We start from the raw sequence: 24,761 nt of genomic DNA on the forward strand, positions 1-24,761 counted from the left end.
ATTTGTTACGAACATACTATATATGAACATTGCGAAATACTCCTGGGAGAGATGAGAAAAACCGCAAACCCCCGGAAAAAACCGGCACCGGCAGGACCGTCCCCGATCGAACTATTCTCGACGTCCTCGGGCGTCCGGGCAGTCCAGTCGCCGCCTCACACCGAGATTTTGAATTTGCTTCGTTCACGGGAACTTCCCTTCGACGAGATCGTCCGGCTCTCGGGCAAGGCGAAGTCCACGGTCTCGGTCCACCTCAAAACGATGGAGGAGGAAGGGATTGTCGGATCGAAAGGCGATCCCGGGGATTCGCGCAGAAAGATATTCTTCATCCGTTCACCCTGCGTGGGGAACCTCTCGCAGGGACTTGCCCTGCAGGACGAGGATGCCGGAGAGCCGGTAGCCGGCGGCGACCCCTTCGCGTTTTACCGCTACATGTTCCGCACCATCCGCGTCTCGCTTCTTTCGGAAGGGATTAACATTGATCCGGTCCTGCAGAACGCCGGGTATCGTGTCGGGCAGCACCTCTACCCGGATATCGCGGACGCTGACATTGCCGGACTCCTTGTAAACCTGCAGAAATTCTGGACCGAAAGCAATCTCGGGACTATCGAGGTTGAGAGCCTCTCGCCTCTCGTCATCAGGGTCTACGACTGTTTTGAGTGCGGAGACCTGCCCGAACTCGGCCGGCCCGCCTGTGCTTTCGATGCAGGGATCCTTCGGGCGGTATTCTCCCGGCACTTTGCGGCGGACTGCTCTGTCGAGGAGACTACATGCTATGCGATGGGCAGCGATCACTGCCGCTTTCTGATCGCCCCGAAAGAATCAGAGCAGGCGGTGACTGAAAAATAGCGTTCCTTCCCCGTCAGGCCGGGGATGACGGGCGGAAGAGGGGGAGGATCGCCTCCATGCTGCAACCGGAGGCGAGCATGACGAGCAGATCCCCCTCGCCGATGGGGACGTCGCCGCCGGGAACGGCGACGGTGTCGCTCTCCCTCCGGATGGCGAGGACGGTCACCCCGTAGCTCCTCCGCAGGTCGAGGTCGGCAAGGGTCTTACCGGCAGCCCCTGAACCGGGGGCGACCCGGACGGTCTGGATGGCAAGGTCGGGGGCGCAGAGCCTGAGATCTTCGAGCGACCGCTCGAAATCAGACGGGCGGCGGAGCATCTGGTATCCGCTGCTCCGGAGCTCCGCGATGAGCCGCTCGATCTCGTCGTGCGGGATGAAGTACTTGCCGAGCACCCGGGTGAATATCTCGATGGAGGACTCGTATTCTTCGCTGATCACCTCGTCGGCGCCGAGATCGATCAGCGGCGAGACCTCTGCCATATACCGCGTCCTGGCGATGACGTAGATAGAGGGATTGAGCGCCCGCGCCGCCCGGATCACCCTGCCGATCGATGAACGATCCGAGATGACGACGACCAGGACACGTGCATTCTCGATATCGGCGTGCTCCAGCACCTCGCGGCGGGTGGCGTCGCCGTAGAGGATATCCACCTTCCGCCCCCGCTCCGCCTTCACCGTTGAGGGGTTGCTCTCGATGACGGTGTAGCGGATCCCGGCGACCTTCGCCGCCCGGGCGACGCTCCTGCCGGTCAGCCCGAAGCCCACGACGATCAGGTGATCGGAACGCCGCTCCCTTTCTGCGGCGGCCTCGACGCCCCGGGTGCGCAGCGCTGCGGGAGCCCGCTCGTGCAGAATGTCGGCAACCCGGGGTGCAGCGCCGATCAGGAAGGGGGTCGCGGTCATGGTAATGATCGCCGACGCCAGGAAGACCTGGTACATGTGGCCCTCGATGACGCCGAGGGAAAGCCCGGTCTCGGCAAGGATGAACGAGAACTCTCCGATCTGGCTGAGCGCCAGGCCGACCGCGACGACCGCCCGCAGGGGAAGGCCGAGGACGACTGCCGAGAGCGAGCAGGCCAGCGCCTTGATGATGAAGATCGCCGCGACGACCAGCAGGATCTCCAGGGGGTGCGCGAGGAGCTGCACGGTATTGAGGAGCATCCCGATGGAGACGAAGAAGAGCCCGGTCAGGACGTCGCGGAAGGGCAGGATGCTGCTGAGCGCCTCGATGTTGTACTCCGATTCGCCGATGATGAGGCCGGCAAAGAACGCACCGAGCGCGAGTGAGAGCCCGGCGCTCGCGGTCAGCCACGCGATTGAGAATACGGTCGCCGCGACGGCGAAGAGGAAGAGTTCCCTGCTCGCCCTGCGGGCTGCGTGGAAGAGGACGCGCGGGACGAACCAGCGGCCGCCGACGAAGATCACGGCGAGGATGAGCATGTCGTAGACCGCCATGCTCACCAGCGTCCCCGTATCGGCCGAGGCTGCTGCCCCCCCAGCCAGGAACGGGGTTACGAGCATCATCGGGATGATGATGAGGTCCTGAAAGATCAGGATCCCGAGCACCGCTCTTCCCGGGAGGCTCTCGATCTCGCCCCGCTCCTGGAAGACCTTCATGACAATGGCGGTACTCGAGAGCGAGACGAGGAACCCGAGGAAGACGGATTCTCCCCATGGGAGGCCGAGTACGAGCGAGGAGGCAGCGACGACGACGATGGTGACCGCGACCTGGAGGGCTCCGCCGACCAGAACCGTCCGCCGGGCCTCGAGGAGTTTTTCAAAGGAGAACTCAAGTCCGATGGTGAAGAGCAGGAGGATGATGCCGCCTTCGGCCAGTATCTGCACCAGTTCGATATCCCGGATCAGCCCGAGGCCGAAGGGCCCCGCGACCATGCCGATCAGCAGGAACCCGACGATGCTCGGGATATTGAACCGCTGGCAGAGGAGCAGCACCGTGACCGAGACGATGAGAATGGCGGTGACGAGGGTGAGAATATCGAATACCATGGGTTGTTATGCTCCGGGAGTCGGGCTCATCCGGTCCGGCCGGCCGGAAAGCTGTCATTTCGCGTATGATATCGGCGTGGTTTCTATATAGACGTATCACCCTGCGCCGCTCCGCGGGCGCGGCAGGATGCAAAGGCATATGCGGTTTTATCGACAGAACAGTACGGGAGACGCGGGGCTACCTCGATGAGACTTGCACTCCTCCAGCTGAATACGACCGTGGCCGACCTCGACGGCAACGCAGCAAAGATCGCCGCCGCCGTCCGGAGCGCTGCCGTCAACGCTCCCGATCTCATCGTCACCCCTGAGCTCGCCCTCGCCGGCTATCCTCCCCGCGATCTGCTTCTGATGAACCTGTTCGTCGGCCGGTGTCGCGAGGTGCTCGACGGCCTTGCCCGGGATCTCGCGGGGGCTCCGCCGGTCCTGGTCGGCTTTCCGGAGCGAAACCCCGAATCCGCCGGCCGACCGCTCTACAACGCCGCCGCCCTTCTCCACGGCGGCCGTGTGGTGCAGACCTTTCGAAAGACGCTGCTTCCGACCTACGACGTCTTCGACGAAGACCGCTACTTCGAGCCCGCCGCGGGGGACGCGCAGGTTCTCCACCTCGGCGGGCATAGCATCGGGATCTCGATCTGCGAGGATATCTGGAACGACCGCGACTTCTGGAGCAGGCGGCGCTACCGGATCGATCCTATCGCCGAGCTTGTCAGGGCCGGGGCGGAGGTGATCGTCAACATCTCGGCCTCGCCCTTTACGGCCGGCAAACAGGCGCTCCGGGAGCGGATGCTCGGGGAGATGGCGCGGAAGTACGGTGCCCCGCTCGCCTACGTCAACCAGGTCGGGGGGAACGACGATCTGGTCTTCGCCGGCAGGAGTTCGGTCTTCGACGCGGCCGGGACGCTGATCGCCCGGGGAGCGGGGTTCACCGAAGATCTGGTCTGTGTCGACCTCGACCGCCCGGGGAGCGCGAGCGTCGCGGCCGACGACTTTATCCCTGAGTCCGAGATCTGGCGGGCGCTGGTGCTCGGCACCCGCGACTACGTCCGGAAGACCGGTTTCTCCTCGGTCCTGCTCGGCCTCTCGGGCGGTATCGACTCGGCGGTGGTGGCCGCGGTCGCCGCCGAAGCGGTGGGAGCGGAACGTGTCCTCGGCGTCCTGATGCCCTCGCCCTACTCGAGCGCCGGGAGCGTCAATGATGCGCAGATCCTCGCCGGAAACCTCGGGATCCGCACCATCGTCCTTCCGATCCGGGGAGCCATGGACGCTTTCGACGATATCCTGCAGGAGGTCTTCGCCGGCCTCTCCCCTGACATCACCGAGGAGAATATGCAGGCACGCATCCGGGCGGTCATCCTGATGGCGCTCTCCAACAAGCTTGGCTCCCTGCTCCTCTCGACCGGGAACAAGTCCGAACTCTCGGTCGGCTACTCGACCATCTACGGCGATATGGCGGGAGGGCTTGCGGTGATCGCCGACGTGCCGAAGGGGATGGTCTACCGGCTCGCCCGGTGGCTGAACCGGAATGGTGTGGTTATCCCGGAGGAGATCATCACAAAACCGCCGTCTGCGGAGCTCCGGCCGGACCAGACCGACCAGGACACCCTCCCGCCCTACGAGGTCCTCGACGCCATACTCTACCGCCACATCGACCTTCACGAGTCTGCCGCCGAGATCGTCGCGGCCGGGTTTCCGGCAGGGGAGGTCGAGCGGGTGCTCCGGATGGTCCGGAACGCCGAGTTCAAGCGGAAGCAGGCGCCGCCTGGGCTCAAGGTGACTGACCGTGCGTTCGGGACCGGATGGGGGATGCCGATCGCCCGGGGCGAGTGGTGACGTTGGGGGAAACTGTTTTGTCCCGCCTGCACCCCCAGAGCGTATGCCTGACCCTGCCGTTCCCGAAGCCGTCTGGCTCTTCATCGCCCTGGGCTCTCTGCTCCTCCTGCTCCTCGGGCTGCTCGTCTGGAAGGACGCGGAGAAGCGGGGGATGCGCGGGTTCTACTGGTTCGTCCCGGTCGCCCTGCCGATGGTCGGCTTTCTCTTCCTCTTTCTCTACCTCGTCGTCCGGCAGACCGATCGCCGCGGCGGGGCGGAATCGGAGGAGGAGGCACGTTGCATGATCGAGCGCTGGCATGCCGAGGGCGAGATATCGGACGAGGAGTACCGGGCGATGCAGGAGGAGCTCGAGCGGTGAAGGGCATCGTCGACCGCTTTCACCGGTATGCGGACGATTACGACCGCTGGTTCGACGACCACCCGGAGGCCTACCGGCAGGAGCTCGCCCTCGTCGCCGCCGGCACCGGAACCTTCCGCCGCGGGGTCGAGATCGGCGTCGGGACAGGCCGGTTCGCCGCTCCGCTCGGGCTTTGCTGCGGTATCGAGCCGGCTGCAGGAATGGCGCGGCTCGCCCGGGAGCGCGGTATCGCGGTGATTCTGGGTTCTGCCGAATCTCTCCCGCTCTGCGACGGGGCGTTCGACCTCGCCCTGATGGTCACGGTGATCTGCTACCTCCCTAATCCGGCGCAGGCGCTCGCCGAGGCGCACCGCATCCTCGCGCCCGGCGGCCGCCTCGTGCTGGCGTTCATCGAGCGGGACGGCGCCATTGCGAAAAAGTATCTCTGCGACGGTGAAAAGTCGCGGTTCCTCTCCCACGCCCGGTTCTTCTCCCGGGGCGAGGTCGAGGCGCTGATTGCCGGGGCAGGACTTTCGTCCACGCGGTTTACGAACGCCGCAAACGGGTTCGCCGTCACCGTCTGCACGCGGTAGCGGCCTGGATGGGTTCACTCCTTTTTGCGGTAGATGTTCAGCCCGATCTTGATCTCCTCGTGTTCGGGGACCGAGATGTTCCCTTCGGTCGATGCAATGGTGATCGATTTTCCGCTCTTCGAGACTCCGAATTCCTTCGCCAGGTCGACTCTGATCGTCAGGACGGTTCCGTCGACCGACATCTCGATATTCTTCATACCCACTGCAGGGATTTCATCCGGGATATGCCCATCGATCCCGCGCCGGCGTGAAGGGGAGACGCTTCCCGGTCGTCGCTGCCGCACGGTCGGAGGACATAGCCGCCGGGCTGGTGACATATGCACAGAAAAGAGCCCGAAAGAGAGGGGCAGTGAGGTGGGTCGGCGGCTCACTGTCCCGTGAAGAATGAGATCAGGCTGGTTCTACAATGACGAGATTATCGAAAGCTGTCGTTGTGAAACTGCCAGAGAGCGATTCGGTTCCCAGTGCTATCTTGCCTGTGCTGAAGCTCGAATCCTGAACCGTTTCCAGGCGCCAGTCATTGACGAAGAGGGTCATCTCATCACCGATGCTTTCGATCCTGACGGTATTGGTGGCATCGCGGCCCTGAACGATGTACTCGGACTCTGTCGGTTCAACGAGGGACTCGACCTCTCCACTCTCAATTTTCCGTATCTGGTACCACCCGTCGGCGCTGATTGAAAAGACATAGAACCCCTGTTCCTGGACACGCGTGAATATGTGGTACCAGTTGTCAGCATTCCCTTCAACTAGTTCTATCTCGACTGCAAGAATGAAATCGCTGAACTCCTTGTTCAGGATGGTATAGGTGAAGTTTTCATCTGTATAATCCATCAACTGAAGCGCCCCGCCTTCATACGCTATCTCGCCGTACGCCGGGTCGACATTCTCCGGATTCATCCAGGGATCCTTCCACTCGTCCATGTCGTCTTCAAAGAGCACATCCTGGGCGGCCGCGCTCGAAACAATGACCGTGGCAAACACGATCAGGCCAATCAGAAATGCAGTAGTCTTCATACGCTCCCACGCCCGGGACGATATATTCCATTGGTTATATATCTTCCTTAAAATAAATCAGACAGCTCTCCGGAGGCACTTTGACCGTTCCGTGAATCTCATTGCAGATAAACAAGAATGTGTTTATCTGTCTCATCCGCGAAAATATGACAAATACTATTGGTATGCCAATGACATGCCGGCCGCGCAATAGCCCAACCAGCCCCGGATCCTGTGACTCAATGACTTCAAAATACGACATTCTTGAGCGCTACTTCGGCTACACGACGTTCCGGCCGCTGCAGAAGGAGATCATCGATGCCGTCCTCGCAGGAAGAGACGTCTTTGCGGTCCTCGCGACCGGGGGTGGAAGATCGCTCTGCTACCAGCTCCCGGCCCTCCTCCTCGGCGGCCTTGCGGTCGTCGTCTCGCCGCTCATCTCGCTGATGAAGGACCAGGTCGATGCCCTTGCGGCGAACGGCATCCCCGCCGCGACGTTCAACAGCCCGATGACCTACGCAGAACGCGTCGCCACCGAACGGGCAGTCACGAGCGGTGCTGCCGCAGTTTCTCTCCCTCCTCTCCCGGGCAGACCTCCGGCTCATCGCCGTCGACGAGGCGCATTGCATCTCGGTGTGAGGCCACAACTTCCGGCCCGAGTACCGCAGGCTCCGGCCGCTCCGGCAGCAGTTCCCGCGCGTTCCCGTCATTGCCCTTACGGCGACCGCCATCCCGACCGTCCAGGACGACATCGTCCGGCAGGTCGGCCTCAAAAGCCCCGCCGGGTTCTTCGGGAGCTTCAACCGGGAAAACCTCCACTACCGCGTCCTCCCGAAGACGAACGTCTTCCGGGTGCTGCTGAAGTACCTTGCAGAGCACCGCGACGCGTCCGGGATCGTCTGCTGCCTCTCGCAGAAGTCGACGGAGGAACTCGCCGAAAAACTGCAGGCAAAGGGCTCCCGGGCAGGGAGGGACGGTGAGGCGGCCGACTGCATCCTCTTCTCCTCCCGGGGAGACTGCCGGACGATCAGGTACCTCATCGAGCGGGAGAACACGGACGCCGGACAGAAGGAGATCGCCTACCGCAAGATAGGCCGTATGCTCGACTACTGCGAGACGACCGGATGCCGCAGGAAGTTCCTGCTCCGCTACTTCGGCGAGGTCTATCCCGGGGAGCGGTGCGGCGGCTGAGAGACGCCAGCGATGAGCTTCGACGGCATCGGGGCGGCGCGGACGATCCTCTCCTGCGTCCGGCAGACCGGCGAGCGGTTCGGGGCATCCTACATCGCCGACGTGATCTGCGGCTCGAAGAGCGCACGCATCCGCGAGAACGGTCACGACGCCATTCCGGCGTACGGTTCCGGGACCGGCTACACCCGCGACCAGTGGCTCCGGTTCCTGCAGGAGATGGTGCGGACGGGCGTCGTCACCTCCACCGGTGGCCGGTATCCCGGCCTCACCCTGAACGAAACGAGTGAGGGGTGCTCCGCGGCGAGCACCCGGTACCGCTGGCAAAGCCGAAGGAGGAGGGGCTCGTCCCGGCCGAAGGCGCGGAGGCGTACGATGCCGAGCTCTTCTTCAGGCTCCGCCAGCTCAGAAAGATGCTCGCCGACCTCGAGCATGTCCCGCCGTTCATCGTCTTCCAGGACCTGAGCCTCCGGGAGATGGCGGCACGCTGCCCCCGCACGGATGCGGAGCTCCTGAAAGTTTACGGCGTCTCCGAAAGGAAATTTGCGCGCTACGGGCAGAAGTTCATCCGGACGATCGAGAAGCACTGCGCCGGACAGGAGACCTGCCGAGAATAAGGCACGGCTGTGCTGTGTATCGCCGCATGGCAACGTTGATATTTCTCACACGAGTTCATGCCGGCGGAGGAACTCCCGGATCTCCCGTGATTCGATCCATCCCTGGTCGAGCTGTTTGACGATCTCGTTGATCCGCCTGACCTGACTGCGGATGATCTCTATCTCCTTCCTTCCGTTGCTTTCCAGGTCGACAATGCCGAGGATCACCTGGAGGGGCTGGCGGACATGATCTCCCAGGATAGCAAACTGTTCGATGTTCTGCTCGATCTGCGCGTATGCCTTCTGCCGCAGGTTCTCTTCGTGCACCCGGTCGGTGATATCCGAGATCAGCGTGATATATCCGTCCGGGCGGCTCTCGCCGGCCCGGCGTATTCCGGTGACGAGAACGTCCAGGTACCGCCGCCCGGACTGCGATGTCCGGTAGAGGCCGCGGGCTGTGACCAGATCGAAGTCGAACTCTGCCGTATAGTGCACCGCCTCCCCCTGCTTCAGCCTGGAGCGTTCTTCTTCGGGAATGTTCGGGTCGGCAAAGAGGTTGGCTCCCTTGACGTCGCCTTTGTCCGGAACCCCGAAGATCCGCAGCGCGGCAGGGTTGATGTCGATCAGGCGTCCGTCGGCATTGTAGTAGCCGATGCCGATTGGAGACTCCTCGAAGATACTCCGAAAGCGCACTTCGCTCTCCTGCAGCGCCGCTTCCATCGCCTTCCGCCCGGTGATGTCCTCCACGACGCTGATGGCGCTCAGAGGTGTCCCTTCCGGACTCCTGAGATAGGTGACGGTTTTTCGCCCCCAGATGATCCGGCCGTCCCGGGTGATGTAGCGCTTCTCCAGTTTCTCGCGCCCTCCTCCTCCCTCCGCCATCCTCTCGTAGAGTGCGAGGGTCGCCGGCAGATCCTCCGGGTACGTAATCTCGCGGATGTTCATGCCGGCGAGCTCGTCTTCACGGTATCCCAGCATCTGCTGGAAGGCCGGGTTGCTCCTGAGGATCACGCCGTCCTGGCTGACGAGCAGGATGCCGACCCCCGACTCTTCAAAGATGCGCCGGAACCGCTCCTCGCTCTCGCGGAGTTCCTGCTCCACCTGCTTCTGCTCCGTAATGTCGTAGATCGCACCCTGCACGTGAATCGGGGTTCCGGCACCATCGGTGACGTTCTGGATCATCTCCCGGATCCAGCGGACGTCTCCGTCCTTTCTGACGATCCGATACTCCCGCTCGGTCGCATAGCCGGGGACGCTGCGCAGTTTCTCTGAGGTCTCGGCGAGGCTTGGGGAGTCGTCGGGGTGGATCATCCGGTACCAGCGCCCGGGATCGCTGAAGAGCTCCTCCTCCGTATAACCGGTGATGGCCTCCGCCGCTCCGTAGCAGAAGACGGGGGAAAAGTCCAGGTTTGCCCGGAACGCAATCCCCTGGAAGTTCTGCAGAAAGAGACGATAACGTTCCTCGCTCTCCCGGAGCGCTTCTTCCATCGCTTTCCGTTCGGTGATGTCCCGTGCAGCCGCAAAGACGCCGGCAACGTTCCCCTCTCCGTCGCGGTAGACGGTGGCGTTATAGAGCACCGGCATCGTATGCCCGTCGCGGTGCCGGATCTCCAGCGGGTAGTCCCGCACCTGCCCTTCCGCAAAGACCCTCCGGTAGCCTGCCCGCGCCTCTGCGGGATCGGTGAAATAATCGGAGAAGTCGGTTCCGATCAGTTCGTCGCGGGCGTAGCCGGTCGCCTGCTCGCTGGCGGTATTGACGTCGGTGATCCTGCCGTCGGGACCGATGGCGACGAGCGGGTCGGGGTTGGCCTCGATGAGGCTCCGGTTGTAGGCGCCTGCGGCCCGGAGCGCCTCTTCCGCCTGTTTCTGCTCGGTGATGTCCTGCGCGAACTCAATGAGGCCGACCAGTTCCCCCTCTTCGTCGAGCACCGGATACCCCCGGAGGAAGAAGACTCTCCCGTCGGGTGTCGTGATCTCCGTTTCATGGGGCGTTTTTGTCTCCCGGGCAAGGACTACCGGGCATCCTTCGCAGACTTCTCTGCGGTTGTGCCAGATCTCGTAGCAGAGGTGCCCGACCACGTCTTCGGGCTCCCTGCCGATGACTGCAACAGCGGCGCGGTTGACCCACAGCACCCGGAGATCCGTGTCGTAGTAGGCGAACATCTCTGCCGTTGAGTTCAGGATCAGTGCCTTGTCCCGTTCCGCCTTTTGGAGCGCCTCTTCCGCCTGCTTCCGCTCGGTGATGTCCCGGGCGTTCACCACGATTCCCCGGATCTGCGGGTCGTCGAGGAGGTTTGTGATCATCGCCTCGATGACATGCGTGCCGCGCGGCCCGCTGAAGCTGACCTCAAGCGGCATGCTGCCGCCCGGCCTTTGCATCAGAGCCGACAGAACCTCCCGCGCCCGCGGCACCTCCTCAGGCTGCATCATCGCAAACGCACTTTTTCCGATAAGCGTCTCCGGCGGGAAACCGTCGATCCGTTCGATGGGCGGGCTCGCGAACCGGATCGTCATCCGGTCGTCCAGTACGAGGATGAAGTCGGAGCTCTTCTCGATGAGGGCTCGGAACGTCTCTTCGCCTCGGCGCAGCGTCTCCTCGGCCCGGTTGCGCTGCAGAGCGATCGCTGCCAGGTTCTTGAAGGTGTCGACGGCCTCGAAGGGAACCGGTGTCCCCTCCCGGCGGGTGAGGATGACGGCGGTGCCGAAGATCTCTTCCTGCCAGGTGAACGGGACGCAGTACATCGCCCCGAGCCCACTGAACTCCTCGATCCTCCGGCAGACACCCGTCGGGATCTGCCACAGCGCCGCCGCCTCAAGCCCGCCTTCGATCTCCTCGATCTCGCCGCGAGCCATGATCTCTCTGATATTTTCGGGGAGGTTGAGCGTGATCCCGGTCAGGTTCCGGCCGAGGAGTGCGGCAATCTCCGGCAGGCAATCGTCCATGCCGAAGAAGGCGCGAGGCGTCAGCGTCCCGGCCGGGATGTCGGCTTCGCTCACGATGACGATCGCCTCGGGCACGATCTCGTGGAGATACCTGCCGATGACGGCGAAGACGTCCGCGTCCGTCGGCAGAGCGGCAAGGGCGGTTGCGGCTCCGGAGAGGAACGCGATTTCGTCAGAGCACCGGCCATGCTCTCGTTCCGATCGTTTCTGTTCGGTGATCTCCCTGAACTGGAGTATCCAGGCACCTTTCAGGGTGCCGTTCTCGACCCGGCGGCTCGTGTATGCATACCATGCCTCGCCCGCCGGTTCGGTGATCCGGCACGCTATTCCATGCTCTTCGGTGCGGTTCCTGATCGCGGAGGTGATTGCGGCGGTGCACGGTTCATCCGCCTGCGGCAGCACCCGTTCGGCGACGAACCGGAGCGCATCGCGTCCTCTGGCGTCTGCGGCGGCAATGCCTGCGAGGCGTTCCATGGCCGGGTTGATCCAGAGCACCTCCATCTCCGGCGTTGCGATGCATGTCGCCTCCTCTGCGCCCTGCAGGAGAGCGAACATCTCAGTCCGTATTTCCGCGCTTACTTCACCTGCGTGCATCTCTCTGTTGTCGCCCCGTTGGTACAGTGACGATCGATCGTCTACGATCCTCACGTATACCCTTTTGGGAGAGTAGAACAGGGCACCACTATATAAATTCATGGCAGAGCGGCATGCCGTTCATCCGCGTTCACTCCCGGCCGGGAGCGCGGCGCATCCACAGGATAGAACCGACGGGAGATGTCGTGCAGGAGGACACCCGTGCAGATTCCCTGTCTGGCCGAACGATCCCGTCGCGATCTGCGAAACCCTTCTGCGCGGTTGCAGACTCTGCCAGGAGCCGGTTTTCCTGTGGAGGTGGGGAAGAGATCGGCGATCGCGATGAAACCGGCGGCTGCGAGTGCCGTGATAGAGGGGCAAACTCCGCGGCGCCCGCAAGGAAGAAGTAGCCGAAAGCCGCTCCTGCAAGCGTCCCGAGACTGGAGAGGGTGTCGTAGACGAACGCCTGCATCGCCGTGCAGCCGCTGCTTTAAGAGATGGCAAAGTTCCCCCTCCTGCAAAACCTCGTGGGCGATGACCCCGAATGATATGGCGATGCCCGGCGGAGTGGACGTCTCGTACGCGTCGTCCTCCTCATGGCCGTGCCGCCGGATCATCAGGTTCTCCCGGGTAAAGAAGAGGAGAACTCCTGCACGAACGGTGGCGAGAGCAGCATCGGCCGGCAGTTCCTCCAGCGTCTCGGGAATGAGCGCAAGAAATGCGGCCCCGAGGAGCGTCCCGGCGGCGTAACCGACCCGGACGGGAACCGGCACCAGGCGGTTTTCACCCGGGAAGAGGAGACGGATCCCTGATAGGATGACCGCCCCGGTGCTCGGGATGAGGCTGAGCGCAAACGACATGTCCGCCCTCTGCCGCGCACCTACCTCGCAAGCGCCTGATACTCCCGCAGCCGCTCCGCCATCTCGGAGAGCCGCCGGTTCACCAGATAGTTCACCGTCCCCTCGTCGTACGTCCCGCCCGGCCGTCGCTCCCCGGCAGGGATGCCGGTGAGGATCTCGATCCCCTCGTCGATCGTCCTGACCGGGTAGATCCGGAACATCCCCTCCTTCGCAGCCTCCACGACCTCTTCTTTCAGCATCAGGTTCTGGACGTTGCTCGCCGGTATCATCGCGCCCTGGTCGCCGGTGAGACCCTTCGCCTTGCAGACCTCAAAGAAGCCTTCCAGTTTCTCGTTGACCCCGCCGATGGCCTGGACGTTCCCGTCCTGGTCGACCGAGCCGGTGACGGCGAGAGACTGGGTCAGGGGCAGCCCGGAGAGGGCAGAGAGCAGGGCGTAGAGCTCGGTGCTCGAGGCGGAGTCGCCTTCCACCCCCTCGTAACTCTGCTCGAAGACGAGCCGTGCCGAGAGGCTCAGCGGCTTGTCCGGGGCGTACCTGGCGTTGAGGTAGCCGTAAAGGATCATGACGCCCTTGGTATGGATCGGCCCGCCGAGCGCCGCCTCGCGTTCGATATCCACGATACCCTCCCGGCCGACGCCGATGCTCGCGGTGACACGGGACGGACGGCCGAAAGCGAAATCCCCGGTGCTTACAACCGAAAGGCCGTTCACCTGGCCGACCCTGCTCCCCTCGGTCTCGATGATGAAGATGCCCCGCCGCATATACTCCTCGATCTTCTTCTGGATGAGATTTGAGCGGTAGATCTTCTCCTCGATCGCTTTTTTGACGTGGACTCTGGTTATCGTCTCCGTACCCTCCGCGCCGGCATAGAAGTTCGCCTCCCGGATGAGATCCGCCACCGAGGAGAACCGCGTGGAGAGTTTCTGCTGGTCTTCGGCAAGCCGCGAGCCGTATTCGATGACCTTCGCGAGGGCTTCACCGTCAAGGTGCAGGAGTTTGTCGTCTCTGACCAGGCCGCAGACGAACTCCGCGTACTTCCGGGCATTCTCGTCGGTTCTGTCCATAACGACGTCGAAATCCGCCTTCACCTTGACAAGCTCCCGGAAGTCCGGGTCAAGGGTGTGCAGGACCTGATAGATCTGCGGCGTCCCGATCAGCGCCACCTTGACGTCGAGCGGGATGGGCTCCGGTTTGACGGTCTTTGCGGTGATGAATCCCATCCGTTCACCGGGCTCCTCGATCCGGATCTCCCCGGTCTTGAGTGCCGTCTTCAGCCCGTCCCAGGAGAGGGGTGCCCGCAGGAGATCGTCGGCCATGAGGATGAGGTAGCCGCCGTTGGCCTTGTGCATCGAGCCCGGCCGGATCATGGTGAAATCGGTTGTCAACGCGCCGAACTGAACCTCCCGCTCCACCTTCCCGAAGAGGTTCTGGTAGGAGGGGTTCTGCTCGAAGACCACCGGCGCCCCTTCTCCTCCGTCGTTCTCCACGAATGCGTTCACCTCATACCGCCGGAACGGGACCTCCCGCATCAGAGCCTGCAGCTGGGGCGGGAGCTGCTGCTGCGCCTGCTGGCCGCCGACGAAGAGCTGGATGTTGTCCAGCATATCCTTCTCCACCGCATCGATGAATGCAGCGATCTCGTCTATCCCGCCGTACCGTTCCTTGAGGTCTTCAACGAGGGGCTCGATTGCGTAGAGCGCGACTTCGCGGTTCAGGTTCTCCACCGCCTCGCCGCCCTCCTGCTCGACATTCCGGATCTCCCGCAGAACGTCACGGGCTTCGGCGTCGAGCTCCTCTTTCTTCTGGCGGATCTCCTCTTTCGTCTCGGGCGGGAGGGCGGCGAACTCCTCCTCGGAGACCGGCTGGCCGTTCATCATCGGGACGGTCAGGACGCCGGTCGGGGTCGGCCGCATGACAAAACCTTTGTCCTGGGCGCTTTTGTTGATCCGGGTGATGAGTTTGTTCCGCTTCTCCTGCAGCGACCCGAGGGTCTCCTCTCTCCGGGAGGCATACTCTTCGCTCTGAAAGGCCCGGGGAAGGATCTGCTGTGCATTGTTGATGAAGTCCGCCATATCCTTCCGAAACCGGCCGCCCGTTCCCGGCGGCATGCGGATCGCGTTCGGTTCGTAGGGGTTCGCAAAGCTGTTGACGTAGATCCAGTCGCTGGCCTGCGGCTTTTCCCGCCGAAGGCCGTCGATGAAACTCCTGACGGCTTTCAGCCGCCCGGTTCCCTGGAACCCTGCGGCGTAGACGTTGAAACCCTTCTCCGGGATCTCAAGGCCGAACGCGAGCGCCCGGAGCGCCCGGTCCTGGCCGATGATCTCTTCAAGCGGTCGCATCTCTTCGGTGCTGACGCACTCCAGATCGTCGGGACTGAATGCGTTCCGGTATTGTTCAAGCGGCAACGGTTCGGGCATATGAAATCACCATCCTCCAGTGAGGTGCATGGGCTCGATACCCCCTGGGCATATATAAAATGCTCCCTTTCCGGGGACGATCGGCCCTGCTCCGCACGCCGCTGTCTAGTCCGGTTTCTGCACCCAGTCCCAGGCTTCACTGAGCCGCTCTTCCCGGAAGAACTTCAGATCCATATCGGTGATACCTGCAAAGGCCTTCATCATCCAGGTCATCGCCGTGTCCCACGATTCGTCGCTGACGACGGCCATCCGCTCGAAGTTTCGCATTTTCGGGAAGTTCTTCAGATCCTCCCAGGCACCCCCGGCAGTCCATCCTTCGAACTGCTCGACCTGGAGCAGCAGGCGGATCTCCTCGTGCCGCTCGATCGCCGCATCGAGTGCCGGCAGCAGGACTTCGGTGTAATCTGCCTCGGTGAGCCTGCCCCGGAGCAGAAACCCGATGATGTTTCCTTCCTGTTTTGTTACCTCTACTGGCATAAGCCTCCCTTCTGAGGGAGGGAAGAAAAACATACCGGAATTATTAAACTCTGCCGGGTGCCGAATACTCTTTTTGATGCACCCGCCCGTGCCAGGCCGCCCGGTTACCCCTGAAGCAGCAGCAGCCTGGGCGTCTGCGTACACGGGAAAGACGGTTACCCCCTCGAAGATCAGGTACCTGATCCAGTACGGCAGGCTGCGCAGACACTCGGACGGCGACGCAGGCGGCACCCTGGTCGATCTCGCCGAGCTTGCATCGTACTACCGGGAGCAGCGGGAGCACCGGACCGCGTGGCAGGAGCAGCTCGGGGATGACCTGAACTGGGATCTATCCTTCGATCAGTGCAGCGAGACCGAGACGACGAAACACGTCCACCGCCTGCACCCCTACAAGGGCAAGTTCATCCCGCAGCTCGTGGAGTACTTCCTCGACGATCACACCGATGCGTTCAAGACCGGCGTCTTCTTCCGCAGGGGTGATATCGTCCTCGACCCCTTCATGGGGAGCGGGACGACCCTGGTGCAGGCGGCGGAGATGGGGTTGCATGCCGTCGGCATCGATATCTCCGCGTTCAACTGTATGATCGTCCGGGCGAAGTTCACAAACGGCGACCTCATCCGGATTGGCAGTTCTCTCCGGGCGGCACGTGCCGGAACAGAGGCCTTCTCCCGCAGGAACTTCGACGATGCCTGCGATCGGGAGCTGAAAAAAAGCCTCGCCGCATTCAATGCCGTCCACTTCCCGCCCACTCTGTTCAGGCGGAGAATCCACGGAAAGCCTGAGGAGGAGCAGGCCTACGGCGAGGAGAGGCTGGCACTCTTCCTCTGCGAGAATGCATCCGTCGCTGCGAAAGACGAAACGCGGGACGATGTCCGTCTCATCGATGAGGACGGGGTGGCGGGATTCCTCTCCGAGTGGTTCAGCCCACGGATCCGGCAGGAGATGGCCTGCTATCTCCGGCTGATTGATGGCGTGCCGGACGAGGATGCCCGGACACTGATGCGGATTATCTTAAGCCGCACCGCCCGCTCCTGCCGGGCGACGACCCACTACGACCTCGCGACTTTGAAAGAGCGGCAGGTCGGCCCCTACTACTGTTACAAGCACAAGAAGCTCTGCACGCCGATAGGGAGCATCTGTAAGCACCTCCGGAAGAACACCCTTGATACGATAGCCCGCCTCGAGGCCTTCGCCGCGCTGCGGCAGGATGTGCAGGTCGCGGTCCTGCACGGCGATGCGCGGACGATCGATATCCCTGAGGCGGTCCGTGCCGAGGATCCTGCCTTCGCCGACCGTATCGCGACGAGGCAGATCGACGGTGTCTTCACCTCGCCGCCCTACGTCGGCCATATCGATTACCACGAGCAGCACGCCTACGCCTACGAGCTCTTCGGCATCCCCCGCCGGGACGCAGAGGAGATCGGCTCGCTCTCGTCGGGCACCGGCAGAGCGGCGCGGCGGCAGTACGTGGCAGGAGTCGCCCGGGTGCTTGCAAATGTCGCTCAGTTCGTCCGGGACGACGGGAACTTCTTCATCGTCGCGAACGACAAGTTCGATCTCTATCCGGCGATCGCCCGGGAGAGCGGGCTTGCCATCGCCGACAGGTACAAGCGCCCCGTGCTCAACCGCACCGCGCGTGACCGCCGGCCGTATGCCGAGTTCATCTTCCGGATGGTGAAGCGGTAGAGACTCTTTTCAAAAAAAGTGGGGTTATTGCCAGGAGCCCACGCAGACGGAGCCGTTCATCGTCAGTATGGCCTGCTGTCCGTCGGTCGGGTCGTCGATTGCGATCACGTAGTACTGAACCGGCGGGTCGATCGCGAAGGTGTACTCCAGGCTGTAGGGCAGGTCGCAGCCGCAGACGAAGAACGTCGGGTTCACGGTCGTCTCGTTGGTGTAGTAGTCGTCGTCAAGGATCAGCGTGAAGACGAGGTTGCCGTTCTCGCGTGAGACGGTAACGTCACCGAACGTCATGGTGTCGTTGGCGACCTCGATCGTGACGGTGTCATTCTCAGCGAACGTGACGTTCTCTGACGTGATGTTGGCCAGCGTCAGGCATTCGAAGGTTGGATTGTCTTCAAGCGCTGCTATCGCCGGCGGACAGGTCGATGTCGGTGCACCGGGCTCGACGGGCGGGCAGGTCGGCGTCGGCGTGACGGTTGTCACGGTCGGCGTCGATGTGGGCGTCGGGGTCCGGGTCGGCGTGAACTCTTTAAGGAAATCGGTAATCTCGGGCAGCGCCGGCGTGGTTGTCGGGGTCGTTGTCGGTATCGTTGTGGTCGGGGTCGTTGTCGGTATCGTTGTGGTTGGAGTCGTCGTCGGGATTGTCGTTGTCGGCGTGGTTGTCGGGATCGTTGTGGTTGGGGTTGTTGTCGGTATCGTCGTGGTCGGGGTTGTTGTCGGTATCGTCGTGGTCGGGGTTGTTGTCGGTATCGTCGTGGTCGGGGTTGTTGTCGGTATCGTCGTGGTCGGAGTTGTCGTCGGGATTGTTGTGGTTGGAGTCGTTGTCGGGATTGTTGTGGTTGGAGTCGTCGTCGGTATCGTCGTGGTCGGGGTCGTCGTCGGGATCGTTGTCGTCGGCGTGGTTGTCGGCGGTGTTACGTCTATATTGCCGCAGAATTCAACGTTACTGATGGCATACGGCTCCCCGGTGTTGGGGTTGATCGGTGCCACGAGGCCGGAATCGGAGTTTGCATTGACGTAGTTGTAGGGGTTCGCTACTCCTCCCCCATTCACCACGATTGTGCCGGTGTAGGTCACCCCTGCAGGGAGGCTCCAGCTCAATGTCCTTGCCTCCAGTACACCGTCCTCCTCTTCGTACTGGATGACCACCGTCATATCATACGTCATCCCGGTTTCGTCGTCTTCGATTGGGATTGTCGTAATATACTGCAGGTCGTCATTCAGTTGCTCGAGAGAGATGTCATCCACTTCATCGATCTTAAAGTCCGCCTCCTGTCCGCTGCAGTTGGGATTGTCCACGATATCTATCGCCAGAGCCCCTCCCACGAGCAGACCGGAGAGCAACAGTACAAGCAGAAGTATTCGTTTCATGATGCATCACCTGATACCCTCCCGGAGACTGTTTCAGGTTCCCGGGATGAAATGTGCCGGGAGAGGAGGGCACTGGACGGCTCCTCCGCTCCCCGGCACACAGCGATAGGGTCCGGCGTCTGAAGCATTTCGTCGGACATAAACTCTTCGGCGCGCCATTGCGGTTGTAATGGTTATTGCGCTGCGTTTTCCGGCGATTTCGCCGGCGCCGTGCACCGGCGGCAAAACGGTATTTCACAGAACTCCAGCCGCCGTCCCTGACGTTGGGAAAAAAAAGGATTTAGCGATGAAATCGCCAAAAATGGTACCGGGGGTGCCGGATCCGGCGATCTTTCTCTTACTCGGAGGTGGCGCTCATCACGACCGGCAGCCAGTGATAATCACGGTAGATGTCCCGCGTCGGGTTCTCGGCCACGGGATAGGGCAGCACGACCCCTCTCTCGGTGTATGCCGAAAGGGCATCCGCCGAGTAGCGCATGCCGATCTTCCCCTCGAAGAGGAGTTCCCGGATCGCGTCGATGAACGGAGCCGAGATCTCGCTCCAGAGGACGATCTTCGAACGCGGGGACGAAAACATCGTGTACTCGCCCTCGAAAACCTCTCCGAACGTCTCATGCAGTTCGACGAACGAAACCTCTCCCGTCGATTCAATAAATGCAAAAATTTCCTGTTTTAACGACTCCATGAAATGCCACCAAATGAAATATTTTCTGGTACGTTCATGCATGCGTACTCATACAACAAATAAAAATATTGTCGTTCAAATTGTTGGGTCATAGGGGTTCTGAATTTCACGATTTACCCTAAATATCGTCAAAATATGTTTATTTTCAAATTTTATGAGGCGGCATCTATTGGTGAGAATTCGTTATAAAAACGGTTCCCATGCGGTGCTGTTTTTCGGCGTCATCCGCTCTCCTGCCTGGAGATCGCCTGCCGGAGCGTGGTGTATCGCCCGGCAGGGTGAAGAGGCTTTCCGGAGCTTTTTTTGGCATTCAGTAATTCTTCGTGCCCGAGTCCTTCAGATATGCCGGGCAAAAAAAGAACTCCCATGTCTATCGGCCGTGAGCCCGGGAAGATTGTCACCTGCGAAACCGCCAGATGCAGATCGGGCTTTCCTGGTTCTGGCGTCAGCTGCTGCCCGGGTTCGTGCACGGCAAAAAGAGTGTTCTTTGCCTCACGTGAGCCCGGCGTCGTAGACCCGGCGTGCCGCCCGGCGAACGAGCCCATCCCACTCCCGATCGAGCGCGGCGCGGCCCCACGCAAACCCCCCTTCCCGCAGGAGGTCCTTCACGTACAGCCCGAGCGAGAGGTAGCGCACCGTCGTCCATACCGGGCTGCTCTGGGCTTCGTGGAAGATGAAGAGCAGGTGCTCGTCCGGCATCGCTGCTATCAGATACTGGACTGCCATCTCCCGCTCATCAGCGTCGATCGTCTCCTGCACTCTCATCATACCGTCTCCGCAAGGACACCCGTTCGACCTCCTGCCAGAAAAGGGAGTCGAAATGCATCTCATGCCGCAGATACGAAGACTTATCGAGACACAGTGCGAAAACCCACGCGGGAGAAGGACGGGAATGACCGAACCTGTTCGCATACACGGAAAGTGGTGGTGCCCCGCATCCCCGGAGAGGACGATCGACGATGTCCTCTTTCTCGACGCGGAGCGGTCTGCAGTACTGGAACTGCACGGCTCGTTTCACGCCCCTTCGTCCGTCGATGCCATCTCCCGGATGCTCGACGATGCGGAGATCGTCATCCTGGCGGTCAACGGAATCGGGCTTGACGGGAAGGCCTACACCCTGGCCGGCTGCCGGCTCGAGGACGAGGGGATCAATATCACCAACCCAAAGCTCGCTTCGCAGACCTACACTCCCCGTTCGGTCTACGAGGGCTGCCACGTATCCGCGCCGGAGGAGATCGCCTTCCGGGAGGTCGTCTTCCGGATCGCGGGCCTCGAAGAGTGGCTGGATACCTGCGGTCTTGACGTCAGCCGGACGGGAACCGGCGCCGATTACCTTGTCACGTACTCGAACCCGGAGACGCAGCGGTTCACCCTCGTGGACGGCACCGTCTGCACCGTCCGATCGCGGCCGACGTTCTCCCTGCACGGGCGGTTCCGGATGGGGATCGGTCAGGAGTCGGAGACCGCGGTGGACTTCGGGAGAGCGCTCCCGATCGATGAGGTTCTGGCGTTTCTGCAGACGGTGCAGGGCTTCTTCACCTTCGCCCTCGGCCGCCCGACCTTTTTTACCCGGATCGTCGGCCGGGGCGATACGTGCATCGCGACCGTCCACATCTTCCGTTCCCGGCTGACCGAGCCGGTCGGGCCGTAGAGGTTCTCCTCGCAGGACGCCCTCTTCACCTATCCGGCGGTTGCAGAACGTATCACGTCGGTGCTCTCGGGCTGGTTCGCCTTCGCGGAGCGGTATCCAACGGTGCTGCAGAACTACTTCGCCACCGTGACCAATGCAGACCGGTATCCCGAGCACGGGTTCCTCAGCCTCTGCCAGTGCATGGAGATCTATCACCGGCAGGCGCCGCAGTTCTGCGACGCCGTCACCGACCCGGAGGTGCATGCCGAACGGATTGCCGTTGTGACCGAGGCTCTCAAGGCTGACGGAAGGCTGAACAGCGACACCCGGCGGACGTTGGTGCGGCTCCTGAAAAATTTGGCAACCGGCCGAACCTGGAGACCCGGGTACAGGAGATTGTCACGTTTTGCGGCAGCGACATATCCCTGCTCGCGGACGATCCTGCCCGGTTCGCAAAGGCCGTCTTCGTGAACCGGAACAACCTGACGCACCACGACCCAAGCCCCGCGAGGAGTACGCGTCCCGGCAGGGCCTTGCCGCCCTCTCGCTGCAGCTGCAGGCAGTCGTAAGCATCGTCATCTGCCGCGAGATCGGGGTCGACGACGCTATCGTAGCGGCGTATGTCCATGCCGTTGCCGACGATCTCCGGGAGCGGGCGTAAGGTCACGCCGACGGTCTGACCGCCTCGACCTCGAGACGCACCATGGGGACGCGAATGCGGCCGTCGGGCGACGGACATCGCCGGACGTAGCGGTCCGCAAGGCCGGCAACGAACGCCGGCCGCGCCTCTTCGGGCAGCCGCTCCAGGTACAGGTGCCAGGTGGTCCGGATCCACCCGGCAAGGCCGCTCTCCTCTTCAAGGACTATGTCTTTTGGGATCAGTTCGACCCGGAGGGGCGTGAGCCCTGCCTCACGGAGCCGTATCTCCTCTTCTTCAGGGCCTTAAAAGGCGTAGCCGTTTGAAAAACCTGCGAAATATTCTCGCCAGGGCCCCTCCGTCACCATCTCGTCCGCGAGCGCGAGGATCGGCGCGGCGTTCCCTCTCCCGCCCATCTGGAGCAGCGCTCTCCCGCCGGGCCGGAGTGCACGCCCGATGCCTGCAAAAACCCTGCCGTGGTCGGTGACCCAGTGCAGGGCGGCATTGGAGAAGACCACGTCGAACTTCCGCTCAAACGGCAGGTCGAGCATGTCGCCTTCGACGAACCGGAGGTTTTGGTACTCCTCCGGGGGCAGGCGCTGCCGGGCGAAGGAGATCATGTCGCGGGATACGTCCATGCCGAGCACCGAGCCGCGGGGCAGCAGGGCCGCGATCTCCGCCGTCACCTTCCCCTCGCCGCACCCGAGATCGAGCACTCGCTCGTCGCCTGCAAGCCGGAGCTTTGCGAGTAGCTCCCGGGCCCACGCCTGCTGAGCGGAAGAGTGCCGATGATAGTCCTCAGGATTCCATATGTGCACGATAGCGTTTCCTCCATCTATCTCTGTCCGACCGGAGCCCATGGTCCCGTTTTCCCGGGTACCGGTGGGGGGTGGAGGGCTAGTAAAGCCATCCGTGCCGGAGGCGCCTCCCGGCGCCTACGCTTCGCCGAGTTTCCGTTTTCCTTCCTCGTACTCCTCCTCTTTCTGCCTCCGCAGCGCAGCCGCCGTATCGGCCTCTTCCGAACTCGCAGAGCCGGCCTCTTCACCGACCGGGATCTCAATCCCCTGTTCTTCGGGTGTCTTCTGCAGCCGCACCGTCAGCACACCGTCCCGGAAGGCGGCCGTCGCCCCCTTCTCCGAGACGTCTGCAGGGAGGTTCACGGTTCGCGTCATCTCGCCGGTAACCCTCTCCCTGACGACGTAGCCTTTCTCTGCTTCCTCCGCCGTTCCTTTGCGACGGGCGGTTATCCGCAGCGTTTTATGGCCGAGGAGCCGCACCGCGACGTCCTCCCTCTTCACCCCCGGGAGATCGGCGACGACCATGACCGTGTCGTCAAGCTCCCTGACGTCGACCGGAACCGCTGTCATTATCTGCTGTCCGGCTTTTTCCGCTCCCGCCATCATCTCCTGGAGCCGCCTCTGCATCTCGGATACCGTTGCATCGATATCCTTCCGAAGACCGGCTGACGATTCTTTCTCTCCCATACTCCTGCACCACCTGGTGTGGAGAGTCCAGAATGCCCGCCGTCACATAAAGGTTCCCGTGCCCGGGGACGGTTCTCCGGCATCGGGAGGGGCGGCGCCAACCCGGTTCCTACGGCCTGCGATACCCGGGCGATCTGTTTTTAACCGGTGCCGACATGGTTGGGCATCTATGGGAGGCGGGACTACCTTCCGGGTGCAGAGAGCCATCCTGGTCAGGTTCGCTACAGGGATTGTCGTCATCGCCCTGCTGCTCTTCGTTCCCGCCGGCTCGATCGCTTACTGGGAGGGGTGGCTGTATATGGCCGTTCTCTTCGTCCCCACGGTGTTTGTCGTTCTGCACTTCCTGAAGCACGACCCAAAGTTCCTTGAGCGGCGCATGAAGATGCGGGAGTGGGAGAGCGAGCAGCAGGCGATCGTAATCCTTTCGGCGGTCATCTTCTTCGTTGGCTTTCTCATTCCCGGCCTCGATCACCGCTTCGGCTGGTCGGACGTGCCGGTCGCCGCCGTTCTGGTGGCTGACGGGGTGGTTCTCTCCGGCTACGCCATCGCCTTCCTGGCCATGCGGGAGAACACCTACGCAGGCGCGGTGGTGGAGGTTGAGGCAGGGCAGGAAGTGATCGATACTAGTCCCTACGCGGTCGTTCGCCACCCTATGTATCCCGGAGCGGTTCTGGTGTTCCTCGCGCCGCCGCTCGCCATCGGATGGTTCTGGGCGCTTGTTACGTGTCTCCCCCTGCCCGCACTCCTCGTCCGGCGGATCAGGGGTGAGGAGGAGACTCTGGTTCGGGATCTGCGGCGTATCGGCGGAAAACACGCTACCGGCTTATCCCCCATCTGTGGTGAACGATCTGTGTAAATGTAATGTAGTTTCCGTATGCCTGAAAGGTAAATGTTTTTACTTTCCGGGGCAAAAATGCTCACGAGTTCGGCGGATCTGGGGGGGGACGCCTCAAAACGTGATACCATGACAGACACAGCACAGGACCAGTTCACCGGCAGGGGTGCCGGAAAGATGGATACTATCGCAAAAGGACCGTTCGCGCCGATATACCCGGTCATCGCCCGGCAGATCCTGGAGACCTGCGGGATCGTCCGGGGCACCTGCATCGACCTCGGGTGCGGGCCCGGCCACCTCGCCCTGGCGCTGGCGGCCGAGAGCGATCTCTCCATCGACGCTTTCGACGCCTCGCCCGACATGCTCGCGATTGCAGAGCAGAATATCCTGGATGCCGGGCTCTCTGCCCGTGTGCGTCCGATCCCGGGCGACGTCCACGACCTGCCCTATCCCGACGGCTCCGTCGACCTGATCGTGAGCCGCGGTTCGCTCTTCTTCTGGGAGGACCGGGAGCGGGCGTTCGCCGAGATCTATCGGGTGCTCCGTCCCGGCGGAAGGACGTTTGTCGGCGGGGGTTTCGGCACTGCTGCCCTGAAGGCGGCGATCACCGAGAAGATGCGGACGATCGATCCCGAATGGGAAGCGAAAGCGGCAGAACGGATGAGCCGGCAGAACACCGATGCCATCCGCCGGGAACTGGAAACAGCAGGAATACCCGACTGCGAGGTCATCCATGACGAGGCCGGGTTCTGGATCGTCATGCGGAAGTGA

25 protein-coding genes and 2 pseudogenes are annotated in these 24,761 nt (G+C 62.3%); 14 read left to right on the forward strand and 13 right to left on the reverse strand.

The window, feature by feature from the left end:
• Positions 1-51 precede the first annotated feature (51 nt).
• Entirely contained in the window at positions 52-849 is a 798-nt protein-coding gene (gene msvR / locus FGU65_RS02070; protein WP_301662735.1) for a transcriptional factor MsvR, read from the forward strand.
• 13 nt (positions 850-862) lie between these two features.
• On the opposite strand, the gene FGU65_RS02075 is transcribed toward msvR, so the two are convergent.
• On the reverse strand, positions 863-2,854 hold the full coding sequence (locus tag FGU65_RS02075; protein ID WP_301662736.1) for a monovalent cation:proton antiporter family protein: 1,992 nt from the start codon (positions 2,852-2,854) through the stop codon (positions 863-865).
• A 186-nt stretch (positions 2,855-3,040) separates the two neighbouring features.
• Here FGU65_RS02075 and FGU65_RS02080 point away from each other — a divergent pair, with 186 nt between their 5' ends.
• Genes FGU65_RS02080 through FGU65_RS02090 form a run of 3 tightly spaced genes read left to right on the forward strand, consistent with a single transcriptional unit; the run spans position 3,041 to position 5,614 of the window.
• On the forward strand, positions 3,041-4,684 hold the full coding sequence (locus tag FGU65_RS02080) for an NAD+ synthase (protein WP_301662737.1): 1,644 nt from the start codon (positions 3,041-3,043) through the stop codon (positions 4,682-4,684).
• 43 nt (positions 4,685-4,727) lie between these two features.
• Positions 4,728-5,042, forward strand: a complete 315-nt coding sequence (locus FGU65_RS02085) for an SHOCT domain-containing protein (RefSeq protein ID WP_301662738.1) — start codon at positions 4,728-4,730, stop codon at positions 5,040-5,042.
• Complete coding sequence (locus FGU65_RS02090) at positions 5,039-5,614, forward strand: class I SAM-dependent methyltransferase (protein ID WP_301662739.1); 576 nt, start codon at positions 5,039-5,041, stop codon at positions 5,612-5,614. Before FGU65_RS02085 ends, FGU65_RS02090 begins: the two co-directional genes overlap by 4 nt.
• A gap of 14 nt (positions 5,615-5,628) precedes the next feature.
• Here FGU65_RS02090 and FGU65_RS02095 read toward each other — a convergent pair whose 3' ends face one another.
• Both FGU65_RS02095 and FGU65_RS02100 read right to left on the reverse strand, forming a co-directional pair.
• Positions 5,629-5,811, reverse strand: coding sequence for a hypothetical protein (locus FGU65_RS02095; RefSeq protein ID WP_301662740.1), 183 nt, complete (start codon positions 5,809-5,811; stop codon positions 5,629-5,631).
• Positions 5,812-6,004: 193 nt separating this feature from the next.
• Positions 6,005-6,631: a 3-keto-alpha-glucoside-1,2-lyase-like domain-containing protein gene (locus FGU65_RS02100; protein ID WP_301662741.1), complete on the reverse strand. Its 627-nt coding sequence runs from the start codon at positions 6,629-6,631 to the stop codon at positions 6,005-6,007.
• 221 nt (positions 6,632-6,852) lie between these two features.
• Between FGU65_RS02100 and FGU65_RS02105 the strand changes: the two are divergent.
• Positions 6,853-7,035: pseudogene (locus tag FGU65_RS02105) on the forward strand (DEAD/DEAH box helicase); the annotation flags it as partial.
• Positions 7,036-7,156: 121 nt separating this feature from the next.
• Here the strand turns inward: FGU65_RS02105 and FGU65_RS02110 are convergent.
• Positions 7,157-7,429 (reverse strand): hypothetical protein, encoded by a 273-nt coding sequence (locus FGU65_RS02110; RefSeq protein ID WP_301662929.1) that lies wholly within the window; start codon positions 7,427-7,429, stop codon positions 7,157-7,159.
• 33 nt (positions 7,430-7,462) lie between these two features.
• On the opposite strand from FGU65_RS02110, the gene FGU65_RS02115 reads away from it, so the two are divergent.
• The 3 genes and pseudogenes from FGU65_RS02115 (at position 7,463) to FGU65_RS02125 (ending at position 8,415) form a co-directional block, all read left to right on the forward strand.
• Positions 7,463-7,801, forward strand: a complete 339-nt coding sequence (locus tag FGU65_RS02115) for a RecQ family zinc-binding domain-containing protein (RefSeq protein ID WP_301662742.1) — start codon at positions 7,463-7,465, stop codon at positions 7,799-7,801.
• Positions 7,802-7,813: 12 nt separating this feature from the next.
• Positions 7,814-8,053 (forward strand): annotated as a pseudogene (locus FGU65_RS02120) (RQC domain-containing protein); the annotation flags it as partial.
• Positions 8,054-8,091: 38 nt separating this feature from the next.
• Positions 8,092-8,415: an HRDC domain-containing protein gene (locus FGU65_RS02125; protein WP_301662743.1), complete on the forward strand. Its 324-nt coding sequence runs from the start codon at positions 8,092-8,094 to the stop codon at positions 8,413-8,415.
• 45 nt (positions 8,416-8,460) lie between these two features.
• Here FGU65_RS02125 and FGU65_RS02130 read toward each other — a convergent pair whose 3' ends face one another.
• The 4 genes from FGU65_RS02130 to FGU65_RS02145 all read right to left on the reverse strand — a co-directional run bounded on the left by FGU65_RS02130 (position 8,461) and on the right by FGU65_RS02145 (position 15,664).
• Positions 8,461-11,892, reverse strand: coding sequence for a PAS domain S-box protein (locus tag FGU65_RS02130; RefSeq protein ID WP_301662744.1), 3,432 nt, complete (start codon positions 11,890-11,892; stop codon positions 8,461-8,463).
• A 137-nt stretch (positions 11,893-12,029) separates the two neighbouring features.
• A complete protein-coding gene (locus tag FGU65_RS02135; RefSeq protein WP_301662745.1) occupies positions 12,030-12,770 on the reverse strand; it encodes a ZIP family metal transporter in 741 nt (246 codons plus the stop codon).
• Positions 12,771-12,790: 20 nt separating this feature from the next.
• Positions 12,791-15,187 carry a Lon protease family protein gene (locus FGU65_RS02140; protein WP_301662746.1) on the reverse strand — a complete coding sequence of 799 codons (2,397 nt, stop codon included), beginning with the start codon at positions 15,185-15,187 and terminating at the stop codon, positions 12,791-12,793.
• Positions 15,188-15,292: 105 nt separating this feature from the next.
• Positions 15,293-15,664: a SpoIIAA family protein gene (locus FGU65_RS02145; RefSeq protein WP_301662747.1), complete on the reverse strand. Its 372-nt coding sequence runs from the start codon at positions 15,662-15,664 to the stop codon at positions 15,293-15,295.
• A 76-nt stretch (positions 15,665-15,740) separates the two neighbouring features.
• Here FGU65_RS02145 and FGU65_RS02150 point away from each other — a divergent pair, with 76 nt between their 5' ends.
• On the forward strand, positions 15,741-17,351 hold the full coding sequence (locus FGU65_RS02150) for a DNA methyltransferase (RefSeq protein WP_301662748.1): 1,611 nt from the start codon (positions 15,741-15,743) through the stop codon (positions 17,349-17,351).
• A 24-nt stretch (positions 17,352-17,375) separates the two neighbouring features.
• Here the strand turns inward: FGU65_RS02150 and FGU65_RS02155 are convergent, their stop codons facing one another.
• The 3 genes from FGU65_RS02155 to FGU65_RS02165 form a co-directional block, all read right to left on the reverse strand.
• Entirely contained in the window at positions 17,376-18,719 is a 1,344-nt protein-coding gene (locus FGU65_RS02155) for a hypothetical protein (protein ID WP_301662749.1), read from the reverse strand.
• Positions 18,720-19,056: 337 nt separating this feature from the next.
• The gene (locus FGU65_RS02160) at positions 19,057-19,404 is read right to left on the reverse strand and encodes a hypothetical protein (protein WP_301662750.1); all 348 of its coding nucleotides are present in this window, start codon (positions 19,402-19,404) and stop codon (positions 19,057-19,059) included.
• A 492-nt stretch (positions 19,405-19,896) separates the two neighbouring features.
• Positions 19,897-20,172, reverse strand: coding sequence for a hypothetical protein (locus FGU65_RS02165; protein ID WP_301662751.1), 276 nt, complete (start codon positions 20,170-20,172; stop codon positions 19,897-19,899).
• 124 nt (positions 20,173-20,296) lie between these two features.
• Between FGU65_RS02165 and FGU65_RS15850 the strand changes: the two genes are divergently transcribed.
• From FGU65_RS15850 to FGU65_RS15860, 3 genes are read left to right on the forward strand one after another with little or no spacing between them, the layout of a single operon-like run.
• Entirely contained in the window at positions 20,297-21,055 is a 759-nt protein-coding gene (locus tag FGU65_RS15850; protein ID WP_367652339.1) for an ApeA N-terminal domain 1-containing protein, read from the forward strand.
• Positions 21,056-21,115: 60 nt separating this feature from the next.
• Positions 21,116-21,505 (forward strand): hypothetical protein, encoded by a 390-nt coding sequence (locus tag FGU65_RS15855; RefSeq protein WP_367652340.1) that lies wholly within the window; start codon positions 21,116-21,118, stop codon positions 21,503-21,505.
• Positions 21,430-21,603, forward strand: coding sequence for a hypothetical protein (locus FGU65_RS15860; protein ID WP_367652347.1), 174 nt, complete (start codon positions 21,430-21,432; stop codon positions 21,601-21,603). The genes FGU65_RS15855 and FGU65_RS15860 overlap by 76 nt, the downstream gene beginning before the upstream one ends.
• Positions 21,604-21,976: 373 nt before the next feature.
• Here FGU65_RS15860 and FGU65_RS02180 read toward each other — a convergent pair whose 3' ends face one another.
• Positions 21,977-22,489 (reverse strand): class I SAM-dependent methyltransferase, encoded by a 513-nt coding sequence (locus FGU65_RS02180; protein WP_301662753.1) that lies wholly within the window; start codon positions 22,487-22,489, stop codon positions 21,977-21,979.
• Positions 22,490-22,606: 117 nt separating this feature from the next.
• On the reverse strand, positions 22,607-23,155 hold the full coding sequence (locus FGU65_RS02185; RefSeq protein WP_301662754.1) for an Hsp20/alpha crystallin family protein: 549 nt from the start codon (positions 23,153-23,155) through the stop codon (positions 22,607-22,609).
• A 169-nt stretch (positions 23,156-23,324) separates the two neighbouring features.
• On the opposite strand from FGU65_RS02185, the gene FGU65_RS02190 reads away from it, so the two are divergent.
• Positions 23,325-24,011: a methyltransferase family protein gene (locus FGU65_RS02190; protein ID WP_301662755.1), complete on the forward strand. Its 687-nt coding sequence runs from the start codon at positions 23,325-23,327 to the stop codon at positions 24,009-24,011.
• 108 nt (positions 24,012-24,119) lie between these two features.
• Positions 24,120-24,761, forward strand: a complete 642-nt coding sequence (locus FGU65_RS02195) for a class I SAM-dependent methyltransferase (protein WP_301662756.1) — start codon at positions 24,120-24,122, stop codon at positions 24,759-24,761.

The organism is Methanoculleus frigidifontis (assembly GCF_030464345.1).
In the GTDB taxonomy this organism is placed as follows: domain Archaea; phylum Halobacteriota; class Methanomicrobia; order Methanomicrobiales; family Methanoculleaceae; genus Methanoculleus_A; species Methanoculleus_A frigidifontis.